The following is a 25,670-nucleotide window of genomic DNA, read 5'->3' as shown; positions in this document are numbered from 1 at the left end:
AGGCTAATCGGGGCGGGCATGAACCCGCCCCAAGGGGCTCAGTAAACGTCGTACTGAGTGTTATGGACGTTAAATTTACCCGTCGGGGTAATCAATCTTTTGTCCCTGATCACTGTTTTGAGTTCTAGCGTCTTGTCATCGACCACGACCAGCGCCGACTCCTCGTCCTGACCGCTCCACACCGAGAACCAGACTTCATCGCCCGCCTTGTTGTACTCCGGCTGGACGACGCGCTTGGCCCCATCCTTCAGACCGGACCATTCGCCGATCGGCAGCACCTTGTAGCCGGCGTCGAGGTTGTCGAGGTCGAACACCGCGACCGACTGGGAAATCTTGGCGTCGGGGTTGAAGGTGGTGTCGATGTACAGGTGGCGCGATTTGGGGTGCGTCTTGATGAACAGCGAGCCGCCGCCCTGGCCTTCCAGCGTGCCGACGTGTTTCCAGGCGTAGTCCGGGTGACCCTCGGGATCGGTGCCGATCATCGAGATGCTGGCATCGCCCAGGTGGCTGGTGGCCCACACCGGCCCGTAGATGGGATGGTCGAAGTTGGCGCCGCGACCGGGGTGCGGGATCTTGCCGACATCCACCAGCGCGGTCAGCTCGCGATCCTTGGAGTCGATCACGGCGATCTTGTTGGAGTTGTTGGCGGCGGTCATGAAGTAGCGGTGGGTGCTGTCCCAGCCGCCGTCATGCAGGAAGGGCGCCGCGGCGATGCTGGTGACGGTGAGGTTGTCGATGTCCTCGTAGTTGACCAGCATGACACGGCCGGTTTCCTTGACGTTGACGATGAACTCGGGCCGCTCGTGCGAGGCGATGATGGCCGCGACGCGAGGCTCCGGGTGATATTCCTGCGTCTCGATGGTCATGCCGCGGGTGGAGACGATCTGCTTGGGCTCCAGGGTTTCGCCATCCATGATGGTGAACTGTGGAGGCCAGTAGGCGCCGGCGATGGCGTACTTGTCTTCGTAGCCCTCGAACTTCGAGGTTTCGACCGAGCGCGCCTCGATGCCGACCTTGATTTCGGCGACCTTGGTCGGCTCTTTCGCCCAGAGGTCGATCATGTCGATCTTGGCGTCGCGGCCGATCACGAACAGGTAGCGCCCGGAGGCCGACATGCGCGAGATATGCACCGCGTAGCCGGTTTCGATCAGCTTGACGATTTTCTTGGTGTTGCCGTCGATCAGGGCGATCTTGCCGTCATCGCGCAGGGTCACGGAGAACAGGTTGCCGAGGTCCAGATCGTTCATTTGCTTGGTCGGCCGGTCTTCCGGCTGTACGAAGACCTTCCACGAGTCCTTCATCTCGGCCAGCCCCCACTCCGGCGGGGTGGGTGGCGTGTGCTGGATGTACTTGGCCATCAGCGTGATCTGGTCCTTGGTCAGCGCGCCGGACGTGCCCCAGTTGGGCATGCCGCCGGGCGATCCGTAAGTGATCAATGCTTCGAGGAACTGCTGGCCTCGACCCTGGGTAATGTCCGGCGTCAGCGGCTTGCCGGTCGCGCCCTTGCGCAGCACACCGTGGCAGCCCGCGCAGCGCTGGAAGTAGATCTCCTTGGCCTGGTCGAACTCGGCGCTCGTCAGGTCGGGTGCTCCGGGTGTATGGACGACCTGCGCGCTCGCCGGGTCGATGGCCGATGCGTTGCCCTTGTAGGCGGCATCGGCGGCTTCCGGGTTGGCGGCGGCTTGCGCGATCGCCATGCCGAGCAATGAAACGCTGGCGATGAGACCTGCGAGCAGTGGTTTGCCAACGTAGCTCATGGTGTTTCTCCTATTGGAGCCGTCTAGGCCCCGGTCGATTGCGTCGGTGTGCAGTTCCCGGGTACTTCGTTTGTGCGCGGCTCGAATGCTAGAGACGCCTATCGAGGAGGGGCTTGATTGCAATCAAGACTTGCCGGCGGATTGCTTGAGCGTGACGCCGTGTCGCGGGTAGGGTCTGGACCGAGGCGTACCGGCCGATTCGGAACGCCAGCCGCCGACCCGATCGGGCAACGGCCGATTCCATCGTTGTGCGAGGTACTCGCTGTGAATGCCCCAGTATCAAGCCCGGCCGCGCCGGACGTTCCCTTCTATCAACCGCTCGGTAACGAGGTCCCGCTGTTCGAACAGGCGTGGCGGCACGGCATGCCCGTGCTGATCAAGGGCCCGACCGGTTGCGGCAAGACGCGCTTCGTGCAGCACATGGCCCATCGTCTGGGGCTGCCGCTGTACACGGTCGCCTGCCATGACGACCTGTCGGCCGCCGACCTGGTCGGTCGCCACCTGATCGGCGCTCAGGGCACCTGGTGGCAGGACGGCCCGCTGACCCGTGCGGTACGCGAGGGCGGCATCTGCTACCTGGACGAAGTGGTCGAGGCGCGGCAGGACACCGCGGTGGTGCTCCATCCGCTGGCGGACGATCGCCGCGAGCTGTTCATCGAACGGACCGGCGAGTCGCTGCGGGCGCCGAAGAACTTCATGCTGGTGGTGTCCTACAACCCCGGCTACCAGAACCTGCTCAAGGGCATGAAGCCCAGCACTCGCCAACGCTTCGTGGCGATGCGCTTCGATTACCCGCCGATGGACGAGGAAGTGCGCATCGTCGCCAACGAGGCGGGCGTCGACACGGCGCTGGCGACACAGGTGGTCAAGCTCGGACAGGCATTGCGACGGCTCGAGCAACACGATCTGGAAGAAGTCGCCTCGACCCGGCTGCTGATCTTCACCGCGAGGATGATCGGCGCCGGCATGCATCCGAAGGAGGCCTGCCTGGCCTGCCTGGCCGAACCGCTGTCGGACGATGCTCAGACGGTCGCCGCGCTGATGGATGTGGTCGATGTCCACTTCGGTTGAGCGTACCGGCACGCGGGCACTGCCCGGCGATCTGGCGATGTGGTTCTTCATCCTGGCCGAACTCGCGGTGTTCGGCATCCTGATCCTCGCCTTCGCCGTCACGCAGTGGCTGCAACCTGAACTGTTCCGCGCCGGACGTGCCGTGCTCGACAGTTCGATGGGCCTGGCGCTGACCTTGAGCCTGCTGACGTCGGGCTTCTTCGCCGCCCTGGCGGTCGAGCAGGTGCGTCGCGGGCGGGCGCAGGGCGGGGCGATCCTGCTGCTGGCGGCGCTGCTGTCGGCGTGCGGCTATGTCGTCCTCAAGCTCCAGGAATACGCCCATCTCGCGGGCCTGGGGTATGGGCTGGAGCACGACACCTTCTTCACCCTCTACTGGATTCTGACGGGCTTTCACTTCCTCCATGTGCTGCTGGGGATGGTCATCCTCGCCTGGATGGCCGAGCGCTGCCGCCGCCGGGCCTACGAACCGCACGCGTGCAGCGGGCTGGAGTCGGGGGTGCTGTATTGGCACATGGTCGATCTGGTGTGGGTACTGCTGTTTCCGTTGGTTTACGTGCTGGGTTAGGAGGGCGTATGTCCGCATCGAAGGTGTTGTTCGGCTGCTGGCTGGCGCTGGTGACGCTGTCGGTGGGAACGGTGTTGCTGGCGCACGCCGGCCCGCTGACGCCGTGGCTCGCGGCGGGCGTGCTGGCGCTCGCACTGGGCAAGGCATGGTTGATCGCCGATCGCTTCATGGAGTTGCGCCACGGCCCGCGCTTCTGGCGCGGGCTGCTGCTGAGCTGGCCGGTGATCATGACGCTCGGCGTGCTGGGTACGATCGCTGCCGGGCGTTAGCCGAACGCTGACGACCGGTTCCCTTGGCGCACCGCTTGCGGTGCGTTTTTTTGCCCGCGCATCCGTCATTTCGCGTTCGGCTCGGCTGATGGATGCAGCCGTCCCATCTGTGCTTCGCAACCCGGCCCGACTCGCCGTTCGCAGGCTGCGATTGGCGGCCTGTCGGTCGGCGGAGCCGGCGCGTTTCGGGGCTTGTCGGATGATGCCCGGTGCGCCTTCTGTCGGGCGATCGGGCGGCCCGGATCGCTCGCCGCCGGGGTTGAATCCTTTCTTGATCCCCATCAAGCGGTTCGCCAGGGGCGCCTTCATACAATGGCCACGCCAAGTAATAGGAGGCACCCATGTCAGAGACCTTCACCAAAGGCATGGCCCGGAACATCTACTTCGGAGGCGGAGTTTTCTTCTTCCTGGTGTTCCTGGCCTTGACCTATCACACCGAAACGACCTTTGCAGCACGCACCAACGAGGCCGAAATGACCGAGGCGGTGACCCGAGGCAAGTTGGTCTGGGAGCAAAACAACTGCATCGGCTGCCACACGCTGCTGGGTGAGGGTGCCTACTTCGCGCCCGAGCTGGGCAACGTGTTCCACCGCCGGGGCGGCGAGGAGGCCTTCAAGCCATTCCTCCACGCCTGGATGAAGGCCCAGCCTCTCGGGGTTCCGGGTCGTCGTTCGATGCCGCAATTCAACCTGAGCGAGCAAGAAGTTGACGATCTCGCTGCATTCCTTAGCTGGACGGCGAAGATCGACACCAACGACTGGCCGCCGAACAAGGAGGGCTGATCCATGAACGTTCTCAATCCTCATCTGAAATTCCAGTCGCAGTCGGTCGCCAAGCCCTACTTCGTGTTCGCCCTGATGCTGTTCGTCGGGCAGATCATCTTCGGCCTGATCATGGGCCTGCAGTATGTGGTCGGTGACTTCCTGTTCCCGCTGATCCCCTTCAACGTGGCGCGGATGGTTCACACCAACCTGCTGATCGTCTGGCTGCTGTTCGGCTTCATGGGCGCGGCCTACTACCTCATCCCCGAGGAAGCGGACCGTGAACTGCACAGCCCGAAGCTGGCGCTGATCCTGTTCTGGGTGTTCGCCGCCGCAGGCGTGCTGACCATCCTCGGCTACCTGCTGGTGCCCTATGCCGGCCTGGCCGCGATGACGGGCAACGAGTTGCTGCCGACGATGGGACGCGAGTTCCTCGAACAGCCGACGATCACCAAGGTCGGTATCGTGGTGGTGGCCCTGGGCTTCCTCTACAACATCGGCATGACCATGCTCAAAGGCCGCAAGACCGCGATCAGCATGGTGATGATGACCGGTCTGATCGGCCTGGCGGTGTTCTTCCTGTTCTCCTTCTACAACCCGGAAAACCTGGCGCGCGACAAGTACTACTGGTGGTGGGTCGTGCACCTTTGGGTGGAAGGCGTGTGGGAACTGATCATGGGTTCGATGCTGGCCTTCGTCCTGATCAAGATCACCGGCGTGGACCGCGAGGTCATCGAGAAGTGGCTGTACGTGATCATCGCCATGGCGCTCATCACCGGCATCATCGGCACGGGTCACCACTTCTTCTGGATCGGCGCACCGGGCGTGTGGCTGTGGCTGGGCTCGATCTTCTCCGCGCTGGAACCGTTGCCCTTCTTCGCCATGGTGCTGTTCGCCTTCAACATGGTTAACCGCCGTCGCCGGCAACACCCGAACCGCGCCGCCGCCCTGTGGGCGATGGGCACCACGGTCACGGCGTTCCTCGGTGCGGGCGTGTGGGGCTTCCTGCACACCCTGGCTCCGGTCAACTACTACACCCACGGTTCGCAGCTGACGGCCGCGCATGGTCACCTGGCCTTCTACGGTGCCTACGCGATGATCGTGATGACCATGATCAGCTACGCCATGCCGCGTCTGCGGGCGCTGGGCGAGGCGCCGGATGCACGGGCACAGACGATCGAAGTGTGGGGCTTCTGGCTGATGACCATCTCCATGCTGCTGATCACGCTGTTCCTGACGGCGGCTGGTGTGGTGCAGGTCTGGCTGCAGCGGATCCCGGAAGACGGTGCTGCGCTGTCCTTCATGCTGACCATGGACCAGCTGCGCGTCTTCTTCTGGCTGCGGTTGTTCGCCGGGGTGGGCTTCGCGATCGGCCTGGTGTGCTACCTGGTGAGCTTCATGCAACGCGGTCGCGTACCGGCGGCTGTCGAAGCGCCGGCTGCCGTGGCCTGAGGTAGAACCTGCAAGTGAGCGACGGCCCGGCTGACAGAGCGGGCCGTTCGCGTTTTCGAATTCCAGTGGAGTGAGCCGTCATGGCGTTCAGCATCGAAGTCGAAGAGTGGGTGGGCAGTGCCTGGCACCGGTTCATCACGCGGCGGGCCAGCCCCGAGTTTCCGGAAGCCCGCGTCGATCTGGTCGACATGCAGCGCTCGCTCTCGATCCTGTTCCGCGCCCTGGGTGGCGCCAGTGGCGTCACGGTCGAGGCCGCCGCTGCACGGGAACTGATGGTCCGTCGCAGCCTGCTGCAACAGGTGGCCGGTACCTGCCGGCAGTTGCCGGTCGCCTGGTGCGACGACGACAACCTGCGCCTGCCGCAAAGCCTGGCGGTCTACCCGGACGTGGAGCTGAACCGCGAGCTCTACCGGTGGCTGGCCTTGCTCGCCGCCGAATCGGGCACCATGCGCCACTGGGCGCGGGACAACCAGCGCTGGACGCAGGCCTTGCTGGCGCGCTATCCGGTGCTCAAGCGCCGGTACATGCGGTTGGTCGAGGCGCATCTGCTGCTGCGACCGGACCCGCAACAGCTCCCGGCTGACGAAGCGGCGCTCGAGCGCGCCCTGTGCCAGGCCCTGCGCGAGCCCGGAAGTGTCGAACGCTTTCCTCGCTGCGAGCGCGCGCCGTGGCCCTTGCCCTTGTGGCTTTATCCGGCGCAGCAACTGGCCCAGCCGCAGGCGCAGAACCTCGGTGAAGACGGGGAGGGCGCCTTGCAGGCCCCGAATGAGGCGAGCCGCTCGGTGCGCAAGCGCGCCACGCGCGTCGAGGAGAACACCGGCAAGGGCGGACTGTTGCTGTTTCGCCTGGAGAACCTGTTCAGCTGGTCCGAGCATGTCGAACTCGACCGCTGCGGCGATGACAGCGAGGACCTCGATGCGGCACGCGTCGCCGAAGACCTCGATGAGATCGCGCTGTCTCGCCAGCGCATACGCAAGGGCGGCGGACTCAAGCTCGACCTCGATCTGCCGCCGCCGGATGCCGATGACCTGCCGCTGGGCGAGGGCATCAAGCTGCCGGAGTGGGACTACCGCAAGCAGGCCCTGCAGGAGGGCTTCGTCAATCTGCAGATGATGCTGCCGCGCGGGGCCGAGGCGGCACCGTTACCGCTGCGCCTGTCGCCGCTGGCGCGCCGTCTGCGCCGGCAATTCGAAAGCCTGCGCACCGACCGGCAATGGCTGCGTGGCCAGCCGCAGGGTTCCGAGCTGGATCTGAAGGCCTGGCTGGATTTTCACGTCGAGCGCCAGCATGGCCAGTGCGCCGAACGCGGTCTGTTCATGGAGCAGCGGCAGAACCAGCGCGACCTGGCCTGTCTGCTGCTGGCGGACCTGTCGATGTCGACGGATGCCCATCTCAACGACGAGCATCGGGTCATCGAGGTGATCACGGACAGCTTGCTGTTGTTCGGCGAAGCACTGAGCGCGGCGGGAGACGATTTTGCGCTCTACGGGTTTTCCTCGCTGCGTCGACAGCAGGTCAGGATGCAGGCGCTCAAGACTTTCGGCGAGCGCTACGACGACCGTGTGCGCGGCAAGATCCAGGCAATCCGGCCCGGGTACTACACCCGCATGGGCGCCTCGATCCGTCAGGCGACCCGACTGCTCGGCGGCTGCAAACAGCGGCGCAAGCTGCTGCTGCTGGTAACCGACGGCAAGCCCAACGATCTGGATCTCTATGAAGGGCGCTACGGGGTGGAAGACACGCGGCAAGCGGTGCTCGAAGCGCGCGCGCAGGGGCTGGTGCCGTTCTGCATCACCATCGATCGCGAAGCGGGTGATTATTTGCCATACATGTTCGGCGCCAACGGCTTTACCTTGATTCGTCAGCCCGAACAGCTGCCTTTCCGTCTGCCGCAGCTGTACCGGCAACTGACCAAGTCCTGAATAAAAAAAGGCCCTCGTGAAGGGCCTTTTATCCAAGCGCGTCGATCTAGACGTTGAAGCGGAAGTGCATGACGTCGCCATCCTTGACGATGTATTCCTTGCCCTCCAGGCGCCACTTGCCGGCTTCCTTGGCGCCGGCTTCGCCGTTGTACTGGATGAAGTCGTCGTAGGCGATGACTTCGGCGCGGATGAAGCCTTTCTCGAAATCGGTGTGGATGACGGCAGCCGCTTGCGGGGCGGTGGCACCGATGCGCACGGTCCACGCGCGAACTTCCTTCACGCCAGCGGTGAAGTAGGTCTGCAAGTTCAGCAATTCGTAGCCGGCTCGGATCACGCGGTTGAGGCCGGGTTCAGCCATGCCCATGGTCTCGAGGAACATCTGCTTTTCCTCGTCATCGTCGAGCTCGGCGATCTCGGCCTCGATCTTGTTGCAGACGGGCACTACGACGGCGCCTTCTTCCTCGGCGATGGCCCGTACCACATCCAGGTGCGGGTTGTTCTCGAAACCGTCCTCGGCGACGTTGGCGATGTACATCACCGGCTTGGTGGTCAGCAGGTGAAAGCCACGAACGAGGCGCTTCTGCTCTTCGTCAAAGGTTTTCATCAGGCTGCGCGCCGGCTTGCCTTCGGTGAAGTGCGGGATGAGCTTTTCGAGCAGGGCCTTCTGTGCCAGCGCTTCCTTGTCGCCACCCTTGGCATTGCGCGTGACGCGTTGCAGTTGCTTTTCGCAGCTGTCCAGGTCCGCAAAGATCAGCTCGAGATCAATGATCTCGATGTCGCGCTTGGGATCGACGCTGTTGGAGACGTGGATGACGTTCTCGTCTTCGAAGCAGCGCACCACATGCGCGATGGCGTCGGTCTCGCGGATATTGGCGAGGAACTTGTTGCCCAGGCCCTCACCCTTGGAGGCGCCGGCGACCAGACCGGCAATGTCGACGAACTCCATGGTGGTCGGGATGACCCGCTCGGGCTTGACGATAGCCGCCAGCTTATCGAGGCGTTCATCGGGCATCGGCACGATGCCGCTGTTCGGCTCGATGGTGCAGAACGGGAAATTTTCCGCCGCGATGCCGGATTTGGTCAGCGCGTTGAACAGAGTGGACTTGCCGACGTTGGGCAAACCAACGATGCCGCAATTGAATCCCATGGAAAGTGCCTCGAGTTGGTAGTCGCTCCGAGCGAAGCTCGGGTTATATCAGAACCGTCGGTGCAAGCAGTGCGGCCAAGGGGCGGCGGGCTCAGGCCTTCTGGCTGTGAAGCCGCTGCATGGCTCGGGTCCAGTCACCCTGGAGCATCTCCGGCACCACATCGAGCGCGAAGTCGATCGCGGCGTCGAGCTTTTCCCGCTCGCTCTGGGGCGCCCGTCCCAGCACGTAGCCGCTTACGAGGCTGGCATGCCCGGGATGGCCGATACCCAGGCGCAGGCGGTGGAAGCCGTTCTGGTTGCCGAGCTGGGCGATGATGTCGCGCAGGCCGTTGTGTCCGCCATGTCCACCGCCAAGCTTGAGCTTGGCCACGCCGGGCGGCATGTCCAGTTCGTCATGCGCGACGAGAATGGCATCCGGCGGAATACGGAAGAATCCCGCCAGCGCCGCGACGGCTTGGCCGCTGCGGTTCATGAAGGTGGTGGGAATCAGCAGGCGGATGTCCTGGCCCTGATGGCTGAATTTGCCGGTCAGGCCATGGTACTTGCGATCTAGGCTGAGGCTGACACGCTCTCTGCCGGCCAGGCGCTCAACGAAAAAGGCCCCTGCGTTATGCCGCGTCTGGTCGTATTCCGGGCCTGGATTTCCCAGGCCAACGATCAGTTTCACGGCGGTCACGGCAGGGGCCCTTCCTCAGCGTGCAGGATTACTCGGCAGCGCCGCCTTCCTGGGTTTCGTCCTTGCTCACGCGGCTCTGGTGAACGTTGGCAACCGGCAGGTCGCTGCCGTGGGCCAAGGCGACCAGTTCGACGCCTTTCGGCAGCTTGAGGTCGGTCAGGTGCAGCGTCTTGCCCAGCTCGACGTTGGCCATGTCGACTTCGATGAACTCTGGCAGGTCGGCCGGCAGGCAGGATACTTCCACTTCGTTCAGGTTGTGCAGAATCTCACCGCCTTGTTGCTTCACGCCAACGCAGGTTTCCTGGTTGATGTAGTGCAGCGGAACGATGGCGGTCAGCTTGTGGTCGGCCACGACACGCATGAAGTCGGCGTGCAGGACGTAGCTCTTGGCCGGATGACGCTGCAGGGCCTTGATCAGTACGGATTCCTTCTGGTTGCCCAGATTCAGGGTGATCACGTGGCTGAAGGAGGCTTCGGTTTCGAGCAGCTTGGCCAGGTCCTTGGCAACGAGGCTGATGGACACGGCTTCCTTGTTGCCACCGTAGATGACGGCGGGAACGAGGTTGGCGTTACGACGCAGGCGGCGGCTCGCACCTTTCCCCAGGTCGGAACGCACTTCGGCATTCAGGGTGAAATCGGTCATTTTGTTTCTCCAAAATAGCAACAACGCCCGAAACGCTTGCGACCAGCGCCCGGGCGGTTGGCAAAAAGCCCCGCACGCGGCGGGGCATCGTAGGATCGGCGCGCGTCCTTAGCGGAACATCGCGCTGATCGATTCCTCATTGCTGATCCGGCGAACCGCTTCAGCGACAACAGGTGCGATATCCAGCTGCCGGATGCGCGTGCAGGACTGCGCAGCTGCGGACAGCGGGATGGTATTGGTGACGACCAGCTCGTCGAGCACCGATTTTTCGATGTTCTCGATGGCGCGACCAGACAGCACCGGATGGGTGCAGTAGGCGTATACCTTCGCTGCGCCGTGGTCCTTCAGTGCCTTGGCCGCATGTCCGAGCGTGCCAGCGGTGTCGACCATGTCGTCGACCAGCACGCAGGTACGGCCTTCCACATCGCCAATGATGTGCATCACTTCCGACTGGTTGGCTTTCGGGCGGCGCTTGTCGATGATCGCCAGGTCGACGCCAAGCGTCTTGGCCACGGCGCGGGCGCGAACCACGCCACCAATATCCGGGGAAACGATCATCAGGTTATCGAAGCGCTGATCCTGGATGTCATCGACCAGCACCGGCGAACCGTAGATGTTGTCCACCGGAATGTCGAAGAAGCCTTGGATCTGGTCGGCGTGAAGATCGACCGTCAATACACGATCGACGCCCACTACGGTCAGCATGTCGGCGACGACCTTGGCGCTGATGGCCACGCGCGCCGAACGCGGACGGCGATCCTGACGGGCGTAACCGAAGTAGGGGATGACCGCAGTGATGCGAGAAGCGGAAGACCGGCGGAAGGCATCAGCCATCACGACCAGTTCCATCAGGTTGTCGTTGGTCGGTGCGCAGGTCGGTTGAATCAGGAACACATCCTTGCCGCGGACGTTTTCATTGATCTCGACGCTGACTTCGCCATCGGAAAATTTACCGACCGAAGCATCACCCAGGGGAATATGCAGTTGACGTACGACACGCCGGGCCAGATCGGGGTTGGCGTTCCCCGTGAAGACCATCATCTTGGACACGCGCAGTACCTGCCGGCTGAGGGTGGACCTGATGAAAGAAAATGGCAGGGGCGGCTGGATTCGAACCAACGCATGGCAGGATCAAAACCTGCTGCCTTACCGCTTGGCGACGCCCCTGTATCGTGTCGGTATCTTTCGATACCTGTCTCAGGACAAGGTTTGAAGCGTTTTGTGCAGCGATGAAACGTTGCTGCCCTTTGCTACGAACCTTGGCAGGGAATCCGGAAGTTGGGCCGCGACTTTATCAGCTTCGGCTTTATCGGGGAAGGCCCCAAATACGCAACCACCAGTGCCGGTCAATCTAGCTGAAACGAATTTGTTTAGCAAGATCAAAGCGTTACGAACTTCCGGGTAACGCTGTTCCACAACCGGCTGACAGTCGTTACGACCGCCCTGCTCGAGAACGGAGCGCACTGTAATGGGCGTGCTATCGCGTGTCAACTCCGGCGCGGAGAAAATTTCTGCTGTGCTGACAGCCACTTGCGGCACCGCGACGAGGTACCAGGGCTCTTGTGGCGACACGGGCGTAAGGCGTTCGCCCACCCCTTCGGCGAACGCGGCGCGACCACGAACGAACACCGGTACGTCTGCGCCAAGCTCGAGGCCCAATGCAGCCAGGCGGTCCTCGCCGAGGTCCAGGCCCCACAGGTGATCGAGCCCGAGCAGGGTAGTGGCGGCATCGGAGCTGCCGCCACCGATGCCGCCGCCGAGCGGCAAGCGCTTTATCAGTCGGATCGTCGCGCCCTGGTTGGTTCCGGTGGCGGCCTGCAGCAGGCGCGCGGCGCGTACGATGAGGTTGCGATCGTGATCCACCCCGGGCAAAGCCGTCTCGAGACGAACCTGGCCATCCTTGCGGGGCTCGAACGACAGTTCGTCGCCATAATCCAGGAACTGGAACAGCGTCTGCAGCTCGTGATAGCCATCCGGGCGCCGACCCAGGATATGCAGCATCAGGTTCAGCTTGGCTGGCGCGGGCAATGCCAGCGGCATCATTCCGTACTCCCCAGGCGGCGGGGCTGCCACTGCTTGATGACCAGCGTGATGGCGAGATTCTGTCCGCTCAGCTTGATGCGCTCGGGAAGGCGATAGCCGTCGTGAGTCGCATAACTCAGGTATTCGACGTTCCAGCCGTCCTGCCGAAGGCGTTCGAGCGCACCATCGACACCGATGTCCAGCGTTCTTGGGCGATCCGGTGCGGGCAGGCCGCGAACCCACCACAACAGGTTCGATACGGGCAAGCGCCATCCAAGTTGGGCTTCCAGCAGCGCTTCGGGCGATTCGGCCTGGAAGCGGCCCCGGCCGGCGACCTCGAGCGTCACGTCGTCCGGGCGACCCGTGAGTCGCGCGGCGCCGCGTCCCAGCGGGCCGGACAGACGGATGTCGAAATAGTCCTGGCGCTGCAGCCAGAACAGCGTACCGCTGCCCGAGTCGTTGGGTGCGCGGATGCCCATCTTGCCGCTGATCTGCCAGCCATCGATGCCCGCGATGCGTTCGCGGTGCTCCTTCCAGGCGCGAGGATCGCCTTCGCCTTGCGTGACTTCATCGGTGGTTAGGCCGGCGCAGCCGGCCAGCAGGACGATCGCCAGGCTCAGGAGCCAGCGAGATAGGCGATGGGCGTTCACAACGTCTCCGTTCCGGTCAGGCGCTTCAGGGTTTCCTTCAGGATGGTGCTGTCGGGCGCTTTCTCGAGCGCGGCGCGCCAGACATCGCGCGCGGCCTGACGCTCGCCGCGCACCCACAGGACTTCGCCCAGGTGCGCCGCGACTTCCGCGTCCGGAAGCTGCTTGAGCGCCTCGCGCAGCAGTCGTTCGGCCTCCTCGAGATGGCCCATGCGGTAGTTGACCCAGCCAAGGCTGTCGAGAGTGGCAGGGTCCTGGGGGTTGATCTCGTAGGCTTGCTGGATGAGTGCCAGCGCTTCTTCGTAGCGGGTGGTGCGATCGGCCAGGGTGTAGCCCAGCGCATTGAGGGCCATTGCGTTTTCCGGTTCCCGCTCGATGATGAAGCGCAGGTCCTCCTCAAGCTGCGCCAGGTCGCCACGCGATTCGGCGAGCATGGCGCGGGTGTACAGCAGGTCGAGGTCATCGGGAAACGCCTCCAGCGCCTGGCCGATCAGCTGCCAGGCCTGCTCCGTTTCACCGCGCTCGGACAGTGCCTCGGCTTCGATCAGGTAGAGCTGGATCGCATAGTCCGGCTGGCTCTGGCGCGCGGCGCGTAAAGCGTTCGCGGCGTCCTGCAGTCGGTCGGCCTCGTGCAACAGGCGGGTGCGCAGGATCATGGCGGGAAGATAGTCCTTGCCCGGGCCAACCTGTGCATAGGCCTCCAGCGCCTGCTCGGTTTCGCCGAGCGCCTCGTAGGCCCGTCCGAGGTTGAAATACGCGGCATCGACATGGCTGCCGCGATCGATCAGTTCTTCCAGGTAGACGATGGCTTCACGCCATGCCTCGGCCTCGAGACAGACCAGGGCCAGCGAGAAGCGCAGATCGTCGTCATCGGGATATTGCTGGACGAGCGTGGCGAACTCGCCGATCGCATCCTCGAGTCGATCCAGCTCGACCAGCAGGCGCGCGTAGGTCAGGCGCAGGCGCTTGTCGTCCGGGTGCGTTTCGAGGGCCTCTTCGAGCAGGTCCAGCGCCTCGGCGCTTTGTTCGGTGGCATGCAGCAGGCGAGCTTCGAGTAGGATGGAGGGCACCTGCCGCTCGGCCTCGGTCACCGATCCGAGCGCCTCGAGCGCCTCCTCGGGGCGTCCGTCCTGTTGCAGCAGAACGGCTTTGCCAAACAGCAGCTGGGCGTTGCCGGGGTATTTCTCGAGCAGGCGGTCGAAGCTGCGCAGCAGGCCGGATCGGGTGTCCGGGTCGGTCTCGGCTGCGGAGAGCGCGAGGAAATCGAAGTGGGTGTCGCCCTGACCGCTGAGGACCCGCTCCATGAATTCGAGCGATTCTTCGTAGCGCCCGGCGCGGGCCAGCTGGATCGCCGCGGCGCGCTGCGCGTCGAGATTGTCCGGGGCGTTGCGGGCCCAGATCAGCGATGTGTCCAGCGCGGCCTGTTCGGCGCCCAGGTACTCGGCGATTCGAAAGCCTCGTTCCGCTACGCCGGCGTCCTGGGTGGCATTGGCCTGCTGCACGTAGTTGCCCAGCGCGATGTCGAAGCGGTTGCGCTGGCCGGCCAGTTCCGCCACCAGCAGCGCGTAAAGCGTGTCGCGGTCGAAGGAGCCATACGTCGGGGCTTCGCGCGTCACCGGCGCTGCCGCGGGATCGTCGATCGGCGGGGTGCTCTCTTGCGTGGGTGTGAAGGTCTGGCAGCCACCGAGAGCCAGCAGGGCGGCGGCAAGAAGGCTTCTATTCATCTAAAAGAATCGCAGCAGATGGGGTCGCGGCATCATGACACAAGCCGCCCGGGAATCGCACCGGGAGGGCCGGGCGCCGGCCGCGAGTGGTTCGAGCAATTGGGACAATGCCGTGCAACAGTTGTTCTGCGCCAATCGAAGTAGGACAATTGCGCGCTCCGTTTTTCTCTCAGCGACCTGCATGTCCTTCATCGCGCTCGGCATCAATCACAAGACCGCTTCGGTGGATGTCCGCGAGCGTGTGGCCTTCACGCCGGACCAGATGGTCGAAGCCTTGCGCCAGCTCTGCCGGGTGCACCCGACCCGCGAAGCCGCGATCCTGTCGACCTGCAACCGCAGCGAGCTGTACCTGCACCAGGATCATCCCGAAGCCGAGGCGGTGCTCGACTGGTTGGCCCGCTACCACCGGCTGAATATCGACGACCTGCGCGCCTGCGCCTACATCCACACCGACAACGAGGCCGTGCGCCACATGATGCGCGTCGCCTCCGGCCTGGACTCGATGGTGCTGGGCGAACCCCAGATCCTCGGGCAGATGAAGTCCGCCTACGCGGTGGCCCGCGAAGCGGGCAGCGTCGGGCCGTTCCTCGGTCGGTTGTTCCAGGCCACCTTCAGCACCGCCAAGACCGTGCGTACCGATACCGCGATCGGCGAGAGCCCGGTTTCGGTGGCGTTCGCGGCCGTCAGCCTGGCCAAGCAGATTTTCAGCAACCTCAGCCGCAGCCAGGCACTGCTGATCGGCGCCGGCGAAACCATCACGCTCGTCGCGCGCCACCTTCACGAGCAGGGCGTCAAGCGGATCGTCGTGGCCAACCGCACCCTGGAACGGGCCAGCCTGCTGGCTGAACAGTTCGGTGCCCAGGCCATCCTGCTTGCCGACATTCCGCAGGAGCTGGCCAACTGCGACATCGTCATCAGCTCCACCGCGAGCCAGCTGCCGATCCTCGGCAAGGGCGCGGTCGAGCAGGCGCTCAAGGCCCGCAAGCACAAGCCGATGTTCATGGTCGACATCGCCGTGCCGCGTGACATCGAGCCGCAGGTCAGCGAGCTCGATGACGTCTACCTCTATACCGTCGATGATCTGCACGAAGTCATCGCCGAGAACCTCAAGAGCCGTCAGGGCGCCGCTCAGGCGGCCGAAGAACTGGTCAGCACCGGTGCGCAGGAATTCATGGTCAAGCTGCGCGAGCTCGCCGCGGTCGACGTTCTGCGCGCGTACCGCCAGCGCGCCGAGCAGACGCGCGACGACGAGCTGCTGCGTGCGCGGCGGCTGCTTGCCAGCGGCCTGCCCGCCGAGGAAGTGCTCGCCCAGTTGGCGCGCGGTCTGACCAACAAGCTGCTGCATGCGCCAAGCGTGCAGCTGAAAAAATTCTCGGCCGAAGGGCGTATCGAGGCGCTGGCGATGGCCGAGGAGCTGTTCGCGCTCAACGGCAACCAGGAACAATCATGAAACCATCGTTGCTGAACAAGCTCGACCTGCTGCGCGATCGGTTCGAGGAGTTGACGGCGCTGCTCGCCGACGCCGAGGTGATCACCGACCAGACCCGCTTTCGCACCTATTCCAAGGAATATGCCGAGGTCGAACCGGTGGTGGCCGCCTATCAGCGCCTGCGCAAGGCCGAAAGCGATCTGGAGGGCGCACAGGCGCTGCTCAAGGACAGCGACCCCGACCTGCGGGCGATGGCCGAGGATGAGGTCGAGCAGGCGCAGGCCGAGATCGCTCACCTCGAGGCAGCGCTCCAGCGCATGTTGCTGCCGAAGGACCCGAACGATGGCCGCAACGTGTTCCTCGAAGTCCGCGCCGGAACGGGCGGCGACGAGGCGGCGATCTTCTCCGGCGATCTGTTCCGCATGTATTCGCGCTATGCCGAAAAGCAGGGCTGGCGGGTCGAGATCCTGTCCGAGAGCGAGGGCGAACATGGCGGCTACAAGGAGGTCATCGCCCGTGTCGAAGGCGATGACGTCTACGCCAAGCTCAAGTTCGAATCCGGCGCGCACCGGGTTCAGCGAGTGCCGGAAACCGAATCCCAGGGGCGCATCCATACCTCCGCCTGCACGGTGGCGGTATTGCCCGAGCCGGATGAACAGGCGGCCGTCGAGATCAACCCGGCTGACCTGCGCGTCGATACCTACCGCTCCTCGGGCGCCGGCGGTCAGCACGTCAACAAGACCGACTCGGCCATTCGCATCACCCACCTGCCCACCGGCATCGTGGTCGAGTGCCAGGAAGAGCGCTCGCAGCACAAGAACCGCGCCAAGGCGATGGCCTGGCTGGCCGCGAAGCTGCAGGACCAGCAGGACGCCGCCGCGCACAAGGAGATGTCCGATACCCGTCGCTTGCTGGTTGGCTCGGGCGATCGCTCCGAACGCATTCGCACCTACAACTTCCCGCAGGGACGGGTCACCGACCACCGGATCAACCTGACGCTCTATGCGCTCGACGACGTCATGGCCGGCGGCATCGATGCAGTGATCGAGCCCCTGCGCAGTGAATACCAGGCCGATCAGCTCGCCGCCCTGGGCGACTGACCGGATCTCACCGGATCTTCCATGCCCTGGACCATCGCTGGCCTGCTGGCCGCCGCGCAGTTGCCTGATTCGCCGAGTCCACGGCTCGATGCCGAGTGGCTGCTGGCGCACGCCCTCGGCAAACCGACCAGCTACCTGCGTGCCTGGCCGGAACGGGAGGTGACCGCGGCGATCGCCGAGCGTTATCTCGCCTGGCTGGACCGTCGGCGGCAGGGCGAGCCTGTCGCCTACATCCTCGGCTTCCAGGGGTTCTGGTCGCTGGAGCTGGAGGTCGCGCCGCAGACGCTCATTCCGAGGCCGGAAACCGAATTGCTGGTCGAGGTCGCCCTCTCGCTGCGGTCCGACGAAGCGGGCAGCGCGCTCGATCTCGGCACCGGCACGGGAGCCATCGCCCTCGCGTTGGCCCACGAACGGCCGTCCTGGCAGGTGGTTGGCGTCGATCGCATCGAGGCGGCGGTCGCGCTGGCCGAGCGCAATCGGCAGCGGCTGGGGCTTGGCAATGCACGCTTCATGCTGAGCGACTGGTTCAGCGCGCTGGCCGGCGAGCGCTTCACGATGATGCTGAGCAACCCCCCTTACATCGCGGAGGACGACCCGCACCTTCGCCGGGGCGATGTTCGTTTCGAGCCGCTGAGTGCGCTGGTGGCCGGCGCCGATGGGCTGGACGACCTGCGCACCATCGTCACGCTGGCGCCGCGGCATCTGCACCCCGGTGGCTGGCTGCTGCTCGAGCACGGTTACGACCAGGCATCGGCCGTGCGGGCGTTGCTGTGCGACGGTGGGTTCGAGGCGGTGGAAAGCCGGGTGGATCTGGCCGGCCACCCGCGTGTCAGCCTGGGGCGCTGCCGGTAAGATGGCCGGCATTCCAACTACTAGGACGCGTCATGCTCAGCGATGAGGAACTGCTGCGTTACAGCCGTCAGATTCTGCTCCGCCAGATCGATGTCGAGGGCCAGCTGCGGCTGAAACAGGCCCGCGTGCTGATCGTCGGCGTCGGCGGGCTCGGCTCGCCAGTGGCGCTGTACCTGGCGGCGGCGGGTATCGGCGAATTGCACCTCGCCGATTTCGATCGCGTCGACCTGACCAACCTGCAGCGCCAGGTCATGTTCGATGAGGCCGCGCTGGGCCGCTACAAGGCCGAAGCGGCCGTGCAGCGCCTCGAAGCGATGAATCCCGGTATCCGGCTGGTCACCCATCTCGCCCCGATGGACAGCGACACGCTCGACCAGGCGGTGGCCGACGTGGACCTGGTGGTCGATTGCACGGACAACTTCACGGTCCGCGAAGCGATCAACCGTGCCTGCGTCGAGCGGCGCCGGCCGCTGGTCAGCGGTGCCGCCATCCGGCTGGAGGGGCAGCTGACCGTGTTCGATCCGCGCCGCGAAGACAGCCCCTGCTACCACTGCCTCTACGGTCATGGCGACGAGGCGGAGCTGACCTGCAGCGAAGCCGGCGTGGCCGGTCCGCTGGTCGGCACGGTGGGCAGCCTGCAGGCGCTGGAGGTCCTCAAGTTGCTTGCCGGTTTCGGTGAACCACTGGTGGGTCGCCTGCTGTTGATCGATGCGCTGGGGACTCGCTTTCGCGAGCTGCGCGTCAAGCGTGACCCTCATTGCGGGGTCTGCGGTCCGCGCCATGCCGAGTGACCGCCCGATCGGCGTGTTCGACTCGGGCGTCGGCGGCTTGTCCGTGCTGGCGGAGATTCGGGCGCTGATGCCACGCGAGGCGCTGGTCTACTTCGCCGACAACGCCCATGTGCCTTACGGCGAAAAGTCCGCCGATGCGATCCGCGCGCGCTGCCGGGCCATTGCGGCGTTCCTGCTGGAGCAGAACGCCAAGGCGCTGGTGCTGGCGTGCAACACCGCAACGGCGGCGGGCGTCGCGGAGCTTCGCGAGCTCTATCCCGAGTTGCCCATCGTCGGCATGGAGCCGGCCGTCAAGCCGGCCGCGAAGGCGACCCGCTCCGGCGTGGTGGGCGTGCTGGCCACCACCGGAACCCTGAAAAGCGCACGCTTCGCCGCGTTGCTCGACCGCTTCGCCGGCGATGTGCGGGTGATCACCCAACCCTGTCCGGGGCTGGTCGAACGGGTCGAGGCGGGGGACCTCGACGGACCGCAGACCCGCGCGCTGCTGGCCGGCTTCATCGAACCGCTGCTGGCCGAGGGCTGCGATACCTTGATTCTCGGCTGCACGCACTATCCTTTTCTCAAGCCGTTGCTGCGCACCCTGGTGCCGCCGCAGGTGAGCCTGATCGATACCGGGGCGGCCGTGGCGCGGCGCCTGCAGGACCTGCTCGATGCGCGAGGTCTGAGCGGGCAGGGCGATGGCGCCCTGACCGTCTGGACCACCGGCGACCCGCAACGCATCGCTCAGGCATTGCCGGCGCTCTGGACGGGACCGGTTTCGTTGCTTTACTCCACGGTTTAGGAACTCCCTGCGCGGGAGCGGATTCATAAGCAAGCACCTGTTTGAAACACGATTCGATGCACATGTCTTCGACAAGGACAACAACCATGAAAAAAGCGCTGTTCTGGATGACTGCCGCGACTCTGGTCCTGGCCCAGGGGCCGGCTCATGCAATGGGCATCACCGCTGCGGTGGGGCAAACCGGCGAATCGACCATGACGTATCGGCTGGGGGCGCAGTTCGACTTCGGCACCAGCTGGTGGCAGACGAGCGTAGGCCGCCTGACGGGCTACTGGGATGCCGGCTACACCTACTGGGAAGGTGACGAGACCAGCAGCAACCACAGCATTTCGGTCGCCCCGGTGTTCGTCTACGAATTCGCCGGCGATGCGGTCCGCCCTTATATCGAGGCGGGCATTGGCGTGGCCGCGTTCGAGAACACCGAAGTGGAGGGACGCGACCTGGGCTCGTCGTTCCAGTTCGAAGACCGCCTCGGCGTGGGCCTGCGATTCAATGGCGGCCACGAACTCGGCCTGCGCGCCATCCACTATTCCAACGCCGGGCTCAAGGAGCCCAACGATGGCGTCGAGAGCTACGCGGTGCATTACCGCATGGCGTTCTAAGCGCAGGGGCGGGCATCAGGCCCGCCCCCTCGTTGTTGTTATTGCAAGAAACTCATTGCAAGTAGCTCATTGCAAGTAGCTCATTCCACATAGCTCATTGCAAATAACTCACCAACCGGCGAGCGGCCTCCTGGCCGCTCAGCCAGGCGCCTTCCACCCGTCCCGAGCTGCACCAGTCCCCGCAGGCGTACAGGCCGCGATCGCCGTCGGCCAGCGCGCCCCACTGATGCGGGCCGCCGGGCCGTGCATACAGCCAGCGATGGGCCAGTGCGAAGCTCGGCGACGGCACCACGCAGCCGATCAGCTCGGCAAAGGTCCCGTGCAACGCCTCGATGACCTGCTCCTTCGGCAGGTCCAGGTTGTGCCGTGTCCAATCGTTGCTGGCATGCAGCACCCAGCTATCCGGCCGCGGCTCGCGTCCTGGCTTGCTGCCCGTGCGGGCGATCCAGTCGAGCGGGCTGTCCTGCACGAAGCACCCTTCGAGCGGGGTGTCGAGCGGTTGCTCGAAGCCCAGGGCGACCGACCATGTCGGCTCCATGGTGACGCCGGCGGCGACGCTGGCCAGCTTGGGCGCGGCGGCGAGCAGGTTGGCTGCCTGCGGGGCGGGCGTGGCGATGATCACGTGGCTGAATGGCCCGTGGCTGCGGCCTTCGGCATCCTGCAGGTGCCAGTATTGGTCGCCGCGGAAAACCTCGGTGATGCGGCAGGAAAATTCGACCGGCAAGGCGCCGAGCAGGGCGCGGGAGACGGCGCTCATGCGAGGCGTGCCGACCCAGCGGACCTGCTCGTCGGCCGAAGGGCTCAGGCCGCCCGCCGACCACTGGTACAGCGATGGCTTCCAGGGCGCGACCCAGCCGCGGTCTCGCCATTGCTGGACCGCGTCGGCGAAGCGCCGGTCGCGGGCGGTGAAATACTGCGCGCCGAGGTCGAGGCTGCCCACGTCGCTGCGCTTGCTGGCCATGCGTCCGCCGCTGCCGCGGCTCTTTTCGAAGAATCGAACCTCAAGCCCGGCCTCGACCAGGGCCTGTCCCGCGGACAGCCCGGCCATGCCGGTACCGATGATCGCGATAGGTGTACTCATGCTGCTCCTCTCGAACGGGCAAGCGTGGGCCAGATGGGCTGGCCTTCGGCGAGGCGGCGCAGGTGCCTGTCGCCTCGTCGCTTGCGATGACAGCGCGGGCTTGCGCTCGCGAGCCGCGCCGTACGTTGCCGTCGTCCAGACTAATCGCAGCCGGCCGCTGACCGCCATGCGCAGTTGCGGACATCGACCGACGGCGGCGAGTCGTCGACGAAGGGCACCAGACGGTCGACCGGAGGCCGGTCGAAAAAATCCATCGCAGCGATGCAGAAAGTCTCTCCGGCGGGCGCTTGCTGCGCCCGTATAATGCCGGCACTTCGCGTTTTGCCCCGATCGCCCGACCTATCCTGCAAGGACCCGCCATGACCGATCACGCCCTGCTGCTGGTCAACCTCGGATCGCCCGCCTCGCCGGAGGTGGCGGATGTACGCCGTTACCTCGATCAGTTCCTCATGGACCCTTACGTCGTCGACCTGCCCTGGCCGCTCCGGCGTCTGCTCGTATCGCTGATCCTCATCCGGCGACCGGCGCAGTCGGCTCATGCCTATTCATCGATCTGGTGGGACGACGGCTCGCCGCTGATCGTGCTGAGCCGACGGTTGCAGCAGAAGGTCGCAGCCCAGTGGACGCAGGGTCCGGTCGAACTGGCGATGCGGTACGGGGAGCCCTCGATCGAGTCCGCGCTGCAACGTCTGGTCGCGCAGGGGGTACGGCGCATCACCCTCGCGCCGCTGTATCCCCAGTTCGCCGACAGCACGACCACCACGGCCGTGGCCGAGGCGCGGCGCGTCATCGCGCAGCACGGGTTGGCGGTCGAGCTGTCGATCCTGCAGCCGTTCTATGACCAGCCTGAATACCTCGACGCGCTGGTTCAGAGCGCGCGGCCCTACCTCGAGCAGCCGTTCGATCATCTGTTGCTGAGCTTTCACGGGCTGCCCGAACGGCACATCCGCAAGCTGGTGAAGAACCGCAACCATGACTTGCGGGCCGCCAGCAGCGAAGGGGTCAGCGACGCGATCATGGCGCTCTGTTACCGCAGCCAGTGCCTGCGTACCGCCGAGCGCTTCGCCGAGCGAGCGGGCTTGCGGCCGGAGCAGTGGTCGGTTTCGTTCCAGTCCCGCCTTGGCCGTGACAAGTGGATCGAGCCCTACACGGAGAATCGCCTCGAGGCGCTGGGGCAGCAGGGCGTGAAGAAGCTGCTGGTCATGTGCCCGGCCTTCGTCGCCGACTGCATCGAGACGCTCGAGGAAATCGGCCAGCGCGGCGAGGAGCAGTTCAAGGAAGCCGGTGGCGAACGCCTCGAGCTGGTGCCCTGCCTCAACGATCACCCGGCCTGGGTGGAGGCGCTGGTCTCGCTCAGCGGACGCGCTCCGGCAGCGCTCTGATCGCTGGGCCGGCCATCAGCCAACGGCCGGCCCGCGCATTCGCCTCGCTGATAGCGGACTTCATCGCTTAACCGTCACTGGCCATCGCGCCTAAGCTGCGGGTACTTCAACCGCCTGTCGCCCTTCGGCGGCACCGAGGAGCCCGCATGCAGAACAACAATAACGGCTACCCCTCCAGCATCCGTGCATGGTCCACCGTCGCCATCCTGATGGTGGCCTACGTGCTGTCGTTCATCGATCGGCAGATCCTCAACCTGCTGGTCGAGCCCATCCGCCGCGATCTGGTCATCAGCGACACCCAGATGAGCCTGCTCATGGGGCTGTCGTTCGCCATCTTCTACACCGTCTGCGGCATTCCGCTCGGACGGCTCGCCGACACGCGCAGCCGGCGCGGGCTGATCGCGGTCGGTGTGCTGTTCTGGAGCGCCGCGACCGCCGCCTGCGGCATGGCGCGGCTGTATTGGCAGTTCCTGCTGTGCCGGATCGGCGTGGGTGTCGGCGAGGCGGCGCTGTCGCCGGCCGCCTATTCGCTGATCGCCGACAGCTTTGCGCCCGAGCGTCGGGCCACGGCGATCAGCGTCTATTCGATGGGCGTCTACCTGGGTTCGGGTATCGCCTTCCTGCTCGGCGGGCTGGTCATCCAGTTCGCCTCGGCGCAAGGCGACTTGGTACTGCCGATCGTGGGGGAGATTCGTCCGTGGCAATCCATCTTCCTCATTCTTGGCATCTGCGGGGTGCTGTTCACCCTGTTGCTGCTGGCGGTGCGTGAACCGACTCGCCGGGGTGCTGGCGCCGGTGTCGCCGTGCCGATGAGCGAAGTCGGCGCCTATCTGCGGGCGAACCGCAAGACCGTCTTGCTGCACAACTTCGGGTTCGCCTTCCTGGCCTTCGCCGGGTATGGCAGCGCCGCCTGGGCGCCGACCTTCTACATTCGCACCTACGGCTGGAGCGCGTCGGAGGTGGGCATCGTCTATGGCTCGCTGGTGGCGGTGTTCGGCTGCCTGGGGATCGTGTTCGGCGGTCGACTGGCCGACCGGATGGCCAAGCGCGGGCGCAGTGACGCGAATATGCGGGTCGGGATGTATGCCGCGGTCGGCGCGATCCCGCTGGTGGCGCTGTTCCCGCTGATGCCCGATGGCGTCTGGGCCTCGGTGCTGCTGGCGCCCACCGTGTTCTGTCTGAGCATGCCGTTCGGCGTCGCGCCGGCGGCCATCCAGGAAATCATGCCGAACGCGATGCGCGGGCAGGCGTCGGCGATCTACCTGTTCGTGATCACCCTGTTCGGTCTCGGTGTCGGCCCGACCGCCGTCGCGCTGGTGACCGATTACGTGTTCGGCTATGACGAAGCGCTGCGCTATTCGCTGCTGATCATCACGCTCGGTGCCGTACTCGCCGCCTTCGTACTGCTGGCGTGCGGCCTGAAGCCCTACCGGGAGAGCCTTGCCCGCCTGGAGCAATGGTCGGCCGCCAGGGGCTGACTGCCGTTCATCATCCTGCCCTGCGCCGGGCCTCGGCCTGGCCGATACAGCGCCAGAGCCGCATGAGCGGTCGCGCCGGTAGAGCTGGCTCCGGCGCGGGTTGGCGCAGAGGGTGTCGGGATGATCGGACGTTTTCAACGGGCGGCGCTGGCGGTGGCCGCCGGATGGCTGTGCGGGTCGGCCCAGGCGGGCACGTCGGCCGAAGGGGTCGATGCGGCCTTGGCGGCCGGCGAGCCCTATGTGCGCGGCGAGCTCATCGTGCAATACCGGGCGAGCGCACCGGAGTCGTCCAAGACCGCCGTGCTGCGCAAGAGCCGGGCGCGTGCGCTGGAGCGATTGCGCACCAAGCTCGAGCGACGCGACGGAAAGGGCGACCTCGCCCGCCTGCACCTGGGCGCCGGCAGACGCATCGATGCGAAGCTTCTGCGTCAATTGCGCGACGACCCGGCCGTCGAGTTCGTCGAGCCGAACTGGATCTACAAGCGCCAGGTGGTCAATCCGAACGATCCGGGCCTGACGCTGCTCTGGAACATGCAGGGCCCGACGACCTCGCCGGCCCATCCCTACGGCAGTGGCGCACTCTGGTCATGGAACATGCGCCAGCGCTGCTCCGCCGCGGTGCATGTCGGCGTCGTCGACACGGGCGTGATGATCGACCACCCGGACCTGCGGGCGAATGCCTGGGTGAATCCCGGCGAGGGTCGGACGATCAACCGCCGCGACAATGATCGCAACGGCCTGGTCGACGACATCAATGGGTGGGATTTCACCACCGGGCAGTCGCGCGTCTATGCCGGCCTGGCCGATCTGCACGGCACTCACGTGGCGGGCATCATCGCCGCCGCGGCGAACAACCGCATGGGGGTGATGGGCGTCTGCCCTTCGGCTCATCTGATCACCGCCAAATTCCTCGGGCCGGAGGGTGGCACCACCGCCGATGCGATCCGCGCCATCCAGTACCTGACGCAGCTGAAGCGGACGAAGCGGATCCAGCTGGTGGCCGTCAACAATTCCTGGGGTGGCGGCGGGTATTCCAGAGCGCTGCGGGATGCGATCAAGGCGGCCGGCGACGCGAACATCCTGTTCATCGCCGCAGCGGGCAACGAGGCGCTGAATCTCGACCAGACGCCCAGCTATCCGGCGAGCTACGACTTGCCGAACGTCATCAGCGTGGCCGCGATCGAACCGACGGGCAGCCTGGCGGCGTTTTCCAACTACGGCGTCCGCTCCGTCGATCTGGCCGCGCCCGGCGTCGACATCGCCTCCACGGTGCCGGTGAGCGCCGCGCGTGCCGGCTACGGGTATCTCAGTGGCACCTCGATGGCCGCGCCCCACGTGGCCGGTGCGGCAGCGCTCTATGCGTCGCTCAATCCCTGTGCCAGTGCCATTCAGATTCGCGACGCGCTACTGCGGCTGGCCGTCAAGGACCCGCAGCTGGTTGGCAAGGTCCAGCAGGGTCGCCGCCTCGATGTGTCGCGTATTCGAAAGGAGTTGGCTTGTCGCTAGCGTCAAAGCCCC

General features: G+C 65.3%; 24 protein-coding genes and 1 tRNA gene. 15 read left to right on the top strand and 10 right to left on the bottom strand.

Translation table 11 applies throughout. The features are described from left to right. Positions 1 to 38: 38 nt before the first annotated feature. Complete coding sequence (locus D7325_RS05905; protein ID WP_120994602.1) at positions 39 to 1,757, bottom strand: nitrite reductase; 1,719 nt, start codon at positions 1,755 to 1,757, stop codon at positions 39 to 41. A gap of 264 nt (positions 1,758 to 2,021) precedes the next feature. On the opposite strand from D7325_RS05905, the gene D7325_RS05900 reads away from it, so the two are divergent. The 6 genes from D7325_RS05900 to D7325_RS05875 all read left to right on the top strand — a co-directional run bounded on the left by D7325_RS05900 (position 2,022) and on the right by D7325_RS05875 (position 7,797). After that, on the top strand, positions 2,022 to 2,828 hold the full coding sequence (locus tag D7325_RS05900; RefSeq protein ID WP_120994601.1) for an AAA family ATPase: 807 nt from the start codon (positions 2,022 to 2,024) through the stop codon (positions 2,826 to 2,828). Further along, a complete protein-coding gene (locus tag D7325_RS05895) occupies positions 2,812 to 3,393 on the top strand; it encodes a cytochrome c oxidase subunit 3 (protein ID WP_120994600.1) in 582 nt (193 codons plus the stop codon). Before D7325_RS05900 ends, D7325_RS05895 begins: the two co-directional genes overlap by 17 nt. Before the next feature lie 8 nt (positions 3,394 to 3,401). Continuing rightward, positions 3,402 to 3,662 carry a cytochrome C oxidase subunit IV family protein gene (locus tag D7325_RS05890; protein WP_120994599.1) on the top strand — a complete coding sequence of 87 codons (261 nt, stop codon included), beginning with the start codon at positions 3,402 to 3,404 and terminating at the stop codon, positions 3,660 to 3,662. A 341-nt stretch (positions 3,663 to 4,003) separates the two neighbouring features. After that, the gene (locus D7325_RS05885; RefSeq protein WP_120994598.1) at positions 4,004 to 4,444 is read left to right on the top strand and encodes a c-type cytochrome; all 441 of its coding nucleotides are present in this window, start codon (positions 4,004 to 4,006) and stop codon (positions 4,442 to 4,444) included. 3 nt (positions 4,445 to 4,447) lie between these two features. Beyond that, positions 4,448 to 5,875: a cbb3-type cytochrome c oxidase subunit I gene (locus D7325_RS05880; protein WP_120994597.1), complete on the top strand. Its 1,428-nt coding sequence runs from the start codon at positions 4,448 to 4,450 to the stop codon at positions 5,873 to 5,875. 80 nt (positions 5,876 to 5,955) lie between these two features. Beyond that, positions 5,956 to 7,797 carry a nitric oxide reductase activation protein NorD gene (locus D7325_RS05875; RefSeq protein WP_120994596.1) on the top strand — a complete coding sequence of 614 codons (1,842 nt, stop codon included), beginning with the start codon at positions 5,956 to 5,958 and terminating at the stop codon, positions 7,795 to 7,797. Between the two features lie 46 nt (positions 7,798 to 7,843). Here the strand turns inward: D7325_RS05875 and ychF are convergent, their stop codons facing one another. The 8 genes from ychF to D7325_RS05835 form a co-directional block, all read right to left on the bottom strand. Then, positions 7,844 to 8,944 carry a redox-regulated ATPase YchF gene (ychF, locus tag D7325_RS05870; RefSeq protein WP_120994595.1) on the bottom strand — a complete coding sequence of 367 codons (1,101 nt, stop codon included), beginning with the start codon at positions 8,942 to 8,944 and terminating at the stop codon, positions 7,844 to 7,846. A 91-nt stretch (positions 8,945 to 9,035) separates the two neighbouring features. After that, a complete protein-coding gene (gene pth / locus D7325_RS05865) occupies positions 9,036 to 9,620 on the bottom strand; it encodes an aminoacyl-tRNA hydrolase (RefSeq protein WP_120994594.1) in 585 nt (194 codons plus the stop codon). A gap of 28 nt (positions 9,621 to 9,648) precedes the next feature. Then, on the bottom strand, positions 9,649 to 10,263 hold the full coding sequence (locus D7325_RS05860; protein WP_120994593.1) for a 50S ribosomal protein L25/general stress protein Ctc: 615 nt from the start codon (positions 10,261 to 10,263) through the stop codon (positions 9,649 to 9,651). Between the two features lie 108 nt (positions 10,264 to 10,371). Beyond that, positions 10,372 to 11,313: a ribose-phosphate pyrophosphokinase gene (locus D7325_RS05855; protein ID WP_120994592.1), complete on the bottom strand. Its 942-nt coding sequence runs from the start codon at positions 11,311 to 11,313 to the stop codon at positions 10,372 to 10,374. A gap of 42 nt (positions 11,314 to 11,355) precedes the next feature. Then, a tRNA-Gln gene (locus tag D7325_RS05850) sits at positions 11,356 to 11,430 on the bottom strand. A 30-nt stretch (positions 11,431 to 11,460) separates the two neighbouring features. Beyond that, entirely contained in the window at positions 11,461 to 12,306 is an 846-nt protein-coding gene (ispE, locus tag D7325_RS05845; RefSeq protein WP_120994591.1) for a 4-(cytidine 5'-diphospho)-2-C-methyl-D-erythritol kinase, read from the bottom strand. Next, entirely contained in the window at positions 12,303 to 12,935 is a 633-nt protein-coding gene (lolB, locus tag D7325_RS05840; RefSeq protein ID WP_120994590.1) for a lipoprotein insertase outer membrane protein LolB, read from the bottom strand. The genes ispE and lolB overlap by 4 nt, the downstream gene beginning before the upstream one ends. After that, on the bottom strand, positions 12,932 to 14,656 hold the full coding sequence (locus D7325_RS05835; protein WP_120994589.1) for a tetratricopeptide repeat protein: 1,725 nt from the start codon (positions 14,654 to 14,656) through the stop codon (positions 12,932 to 12,934). Before D7325_RS05835 ends, lolB begins: the two co-directional genes overlap by 4 nt. 181 nt (positions 14,657 to 14,837) lie before the next feature. Between D7325_RS05835 and hemA the strand changes: the two genes are divergently transcribed. From hemA to D7325_RS05805, 6 genes are all read left to right on the top strand, one after another. Next, on the top strand, positions 14,838 to 16,106 hold the full coding sequence (gene hemA, locus D7325_RS05830) for a glutamyl-tRNA reductase (protein WP_120994588.1): 1,269 nt from the start codon (positions 14,838 to 14,840) through the stop codon (positions 16,104 to 16,106). Next, positions 16,103 to 17,185 carry a peptide chain release factor 1 gene (gene prfA, locus D7325_RS05825; RefSeq protein ID WP_120994587.1) on the top strand — a complete coding sequence of 361 codons (1,083 nt, stop codon included), beginning with the start codon at positions 16,103 to 16,105 and terminating at the stop codon, positions 17,183 to 17,185. Before hemA ends, prfA begins: the two co-directional genes overlap by 4 nt. Positions 17,186 to 17,206: 21 nt before the next feature. Continuing rightward, positions 17,207 to 18,037, top strand: coding sequence for a peptide chain release factor N(5)-glutamine methyltransferase (prmC, locus tag D7325_RS05820; protein WP_120994586.1), 831 nt, complete (start codon positions 17,207 to 17,209; stop codon positions 18,035 to 18,037). Between the two features lie 32 nt (positions 18,038 to 18,069). Continuing rightward, a complete protein-coding gene (locus D7325_RS05815; RefSeq protein ID WP_120994585.1) occupies positions 18,070 to 18,828 on the top strand; it encodes a molybdopterin-synthase adenylyltransferase MoeB in 759 nt (252 codons plus the stop codon). After that, positions 18,818 to 19,609 (top strand): glutamate racemase, encoded by a 792-nt coding sequence (gene murI / locus D7325_RS05810; RefSeq protein WP_120994584.1) that lies wholly within the window; start codon positions 18,818 to 18,820, stop codon positions 19,607 to 19,609. Before D7325_RS05815 ends, murI begins: the two co-directional genes overlap by 11 nt. A gap of 86 nt (positions 19,610 to 19,695) precedes the next feature. Beyond that, positions 19,696 to 20,211: an acyloxyacyl hydrolase gene (locus tag D7325_RS05805; RefSeq protein WP_120994583.1), complete on the top strand. Its 516-nt coding sequence runs from the start codon at positions 19,696 to 19,698 to the stop codon at positions 20,209 to 20,211. 94 nt (positions 20,212 to 20,305) lie between these two features. Here the strand turns inward: D7325_RS05805 and D7325_RS05800 are convergent, their stop codons facing one another. Next, positions 20,306 to 21,292, bottom strand: a complete 987-nt coding sequence (locus D7325_RS05800) for an NAD(P)/FAD-dependent oxidoreductase (RefSeq protein ID WP_120994582.1) — start codon at positions 21,290 to 21,292, stop codon at positions 20,306 to 20,308. Between the two features lie 359 nt (positions 21,293 to 21,651). Between D7325_RS05800 and hemH the strand changes: the two genes are divergently transcribed. The 3 genes from hemH to D7325_RS05785 all read left to right on the top strand — a co-directional run bounded on the left by hemH (position 21,652) and on the right by D7325_RS05785 (position 25,658). Next, positions 21,652 to 22,674 carry a ferrochelatase gene (hemH, locus tag D7325_RS05795; protein WP_120994581.1) on the top strand — a complete coding sequence of 341 codons (1,023 nt, stop codon included), beginning with the start codon at positions 21,652 to 21,654 and terminating at the stop codon, positions 22,672 to 22,674. Positions 22,675 to 22,820: 146 nt separating this feature from the next. Next, entirely contained in the window at positions 22,821 to 24,152 is a 1,332-nt protein-coding gene (locus D7325_RS05790) for a spinster family MFS transporter (protein WP_120994580.1), read from the top strand. A gap of 120 nt (positions 24,153 to 24,272) precedes the next feature. After that, complete coding sequence (locus D7325_RS05785) at positions 24,273 to 25,658, top strand: S8 family peptidase (RefSeq protein ID WP_120994579.1); 1,386 nt, start codon at positions 24,273 to 24,275, stop codon at positions 25,656 to 25,658. Positions 25,659 to 25,670: the final 12 nt, after the last annotated feature.

The sequence above is a fragment of the Stutzerimonas urumqiensis genome (assembly GCF_003640395.1).
Classification (GTDB): domain Bacteria; phylum Pseudomonadota; class Gammaproteobacteria; order Pseudomonadales; family Pseudomonadaceae; genus Stutzerimonas; species Stutzerimonas urumqiensis.
The sequence above is the reverse complement of the archived record's forward strand: the minus strand, read 5'-3'. Positions and strand labels throughout refer to the sequence as shown.

Excerpts from the sequence above, each read along its gene's own strand:
- D7325_RS05905 (WP_120994602.1), bottom strand. The coding sequence starts at position 1,757 with ATGAGCTACGTTGGCAAACCACTGCTCGCAGGTCTCATCGCCAGCGTT.
- D7325_RS05895 (WP_120994600.1), top strand. The coding sequence starts at position 2,812 with ATGTCCACTTCGGTTGAGCGTACCGGCACGCGGGCACTGCCCGGCGAT.
- D7325_RS05890 (WP_120994599.1), top strand. The coding sequence starts at position 3,402 with ATGTCCGCATCGAAGGTGTTGTTCGGCTGCTGGCTGGCGCTGGTGACG.
- D7325_RS05885 (WP_120994598.1), top strand. The coding sequence starts at position 4,004 with ATGTCAGAGACCTTCACCAAAGGCATGGCCCGGAACATCTACTTCGGA.
- D7325_RS05880 (WP_120994597.1), top strand. The coding sequence starts at position 4,448 with ATGAACGTTCTCAATCCTCATCTGAAATTCCAGTCGCAGTCGGTCGCC.
- D7325_RS05875 (WP_120994596.1), top strand. The coding sequence starts at position 5,956 with ATGGCGTTCAGCATCGAAGTCGAAGAGTGGGTGGGCAGTGCCTGGCAC.
- ychF (WP_120994595.1), bottom strand. The coding sequence starts at position 8,944 with ATGGGATTCAATTGCGGCATCGTTGGTTTGCCCAACGTCGGCAAGTCC.
- D7325_RS05860 (WP_120994593.1), bottom strand. The coding sequence starts at position 10,263 with ATGACCGATTTCACCCTGAATGCCGAAGTGCGTTCCGACCTGGGGAAA.
- ispE (WP_120994591.1), bottom strand. The coding sequence starts at position 12,306 with ATGATGCCGCTGGCATTGCCCGCGCCAGCCAAGCTGAACCTGATGCTG.
- D7325_RS05835 (WP_120994589.1), bottom strand. The coding sequence starts at position 14,656 with ATGAATAGAAGCCTTCTTGCCGCCGCCCTGCTGGCTCTCGGTGGCTGC.
- hemA (WP_120994588.1), top strand. The coding sequence starts at position 14,838 with ATGTCCTTCATCGCGCTCGGCATCAATCACAAGACCGCTTCGGTGGAT.
- prfA (WP_120994587.1), top strand. The coding sequence starts at position 16,103 with ATGAAACCATCGTTGCTGAACAAGCTCGACCTGCTGCGCGATCGGTTC.
- prmC (WP_120994586.1), top strand. The coding sequence starts at position 17,207 with ATGCCCTGGACCATCGCTGGCCTGCTGGCCGCCGCGCAGTTGCCTGAT.
- D7325_RS05815 (WP_120994585.1), top strand. The coding sequence starts at position 18,070 with ATGCTCAGCGATGAGGAACTGCTGCGTTACAGCCGTCAGATTCTGCTC.
- murI (WP_120994584.1), top strand. The coding sequence starts at position 18,818 with ATGCCGAGTGACCGCCCGATCGGCGTGTTCGACTCGGGCGTCGGCGGC.
- D7325_RS05805 (WP_120994583.1), top strand. The coding sequence starts at position 19,696 with ATGAAAAAAGCGCTGTTCTGGATGACTGCCGCGACTCTGGTCCTGGCC.
- D7325_RS05800 (WP_120994582.1), bottom strand. The coding sequence starts at position 21,292 with ATGAGTACACCTATCGCGATCATCGGTACCGGCATGGCCGGGCTGTCC.
- hemH (WP_120994581.1), top strand. The coding sequence starts at position 21,652 with ATGACCGATCACGCCCTGCTGCTGGTCAACCTCGGATCGCCCGCCTCG.
- D7325_RS05790 (WP_120994580.1), top strand. The coding sequence starts at position 22,821 with ATGCAGAACAACAATAACGGCTACCCCTCCAGCATCCGTGCATGGTCC.
- D7325_RS05785 (WP_120994579.1), top strand. The coding sequence starts at position 24,273 with ATGATCGGACGTTTTCAACGGGCGGCGCTGGCGGTGGCCGCCGGATGG.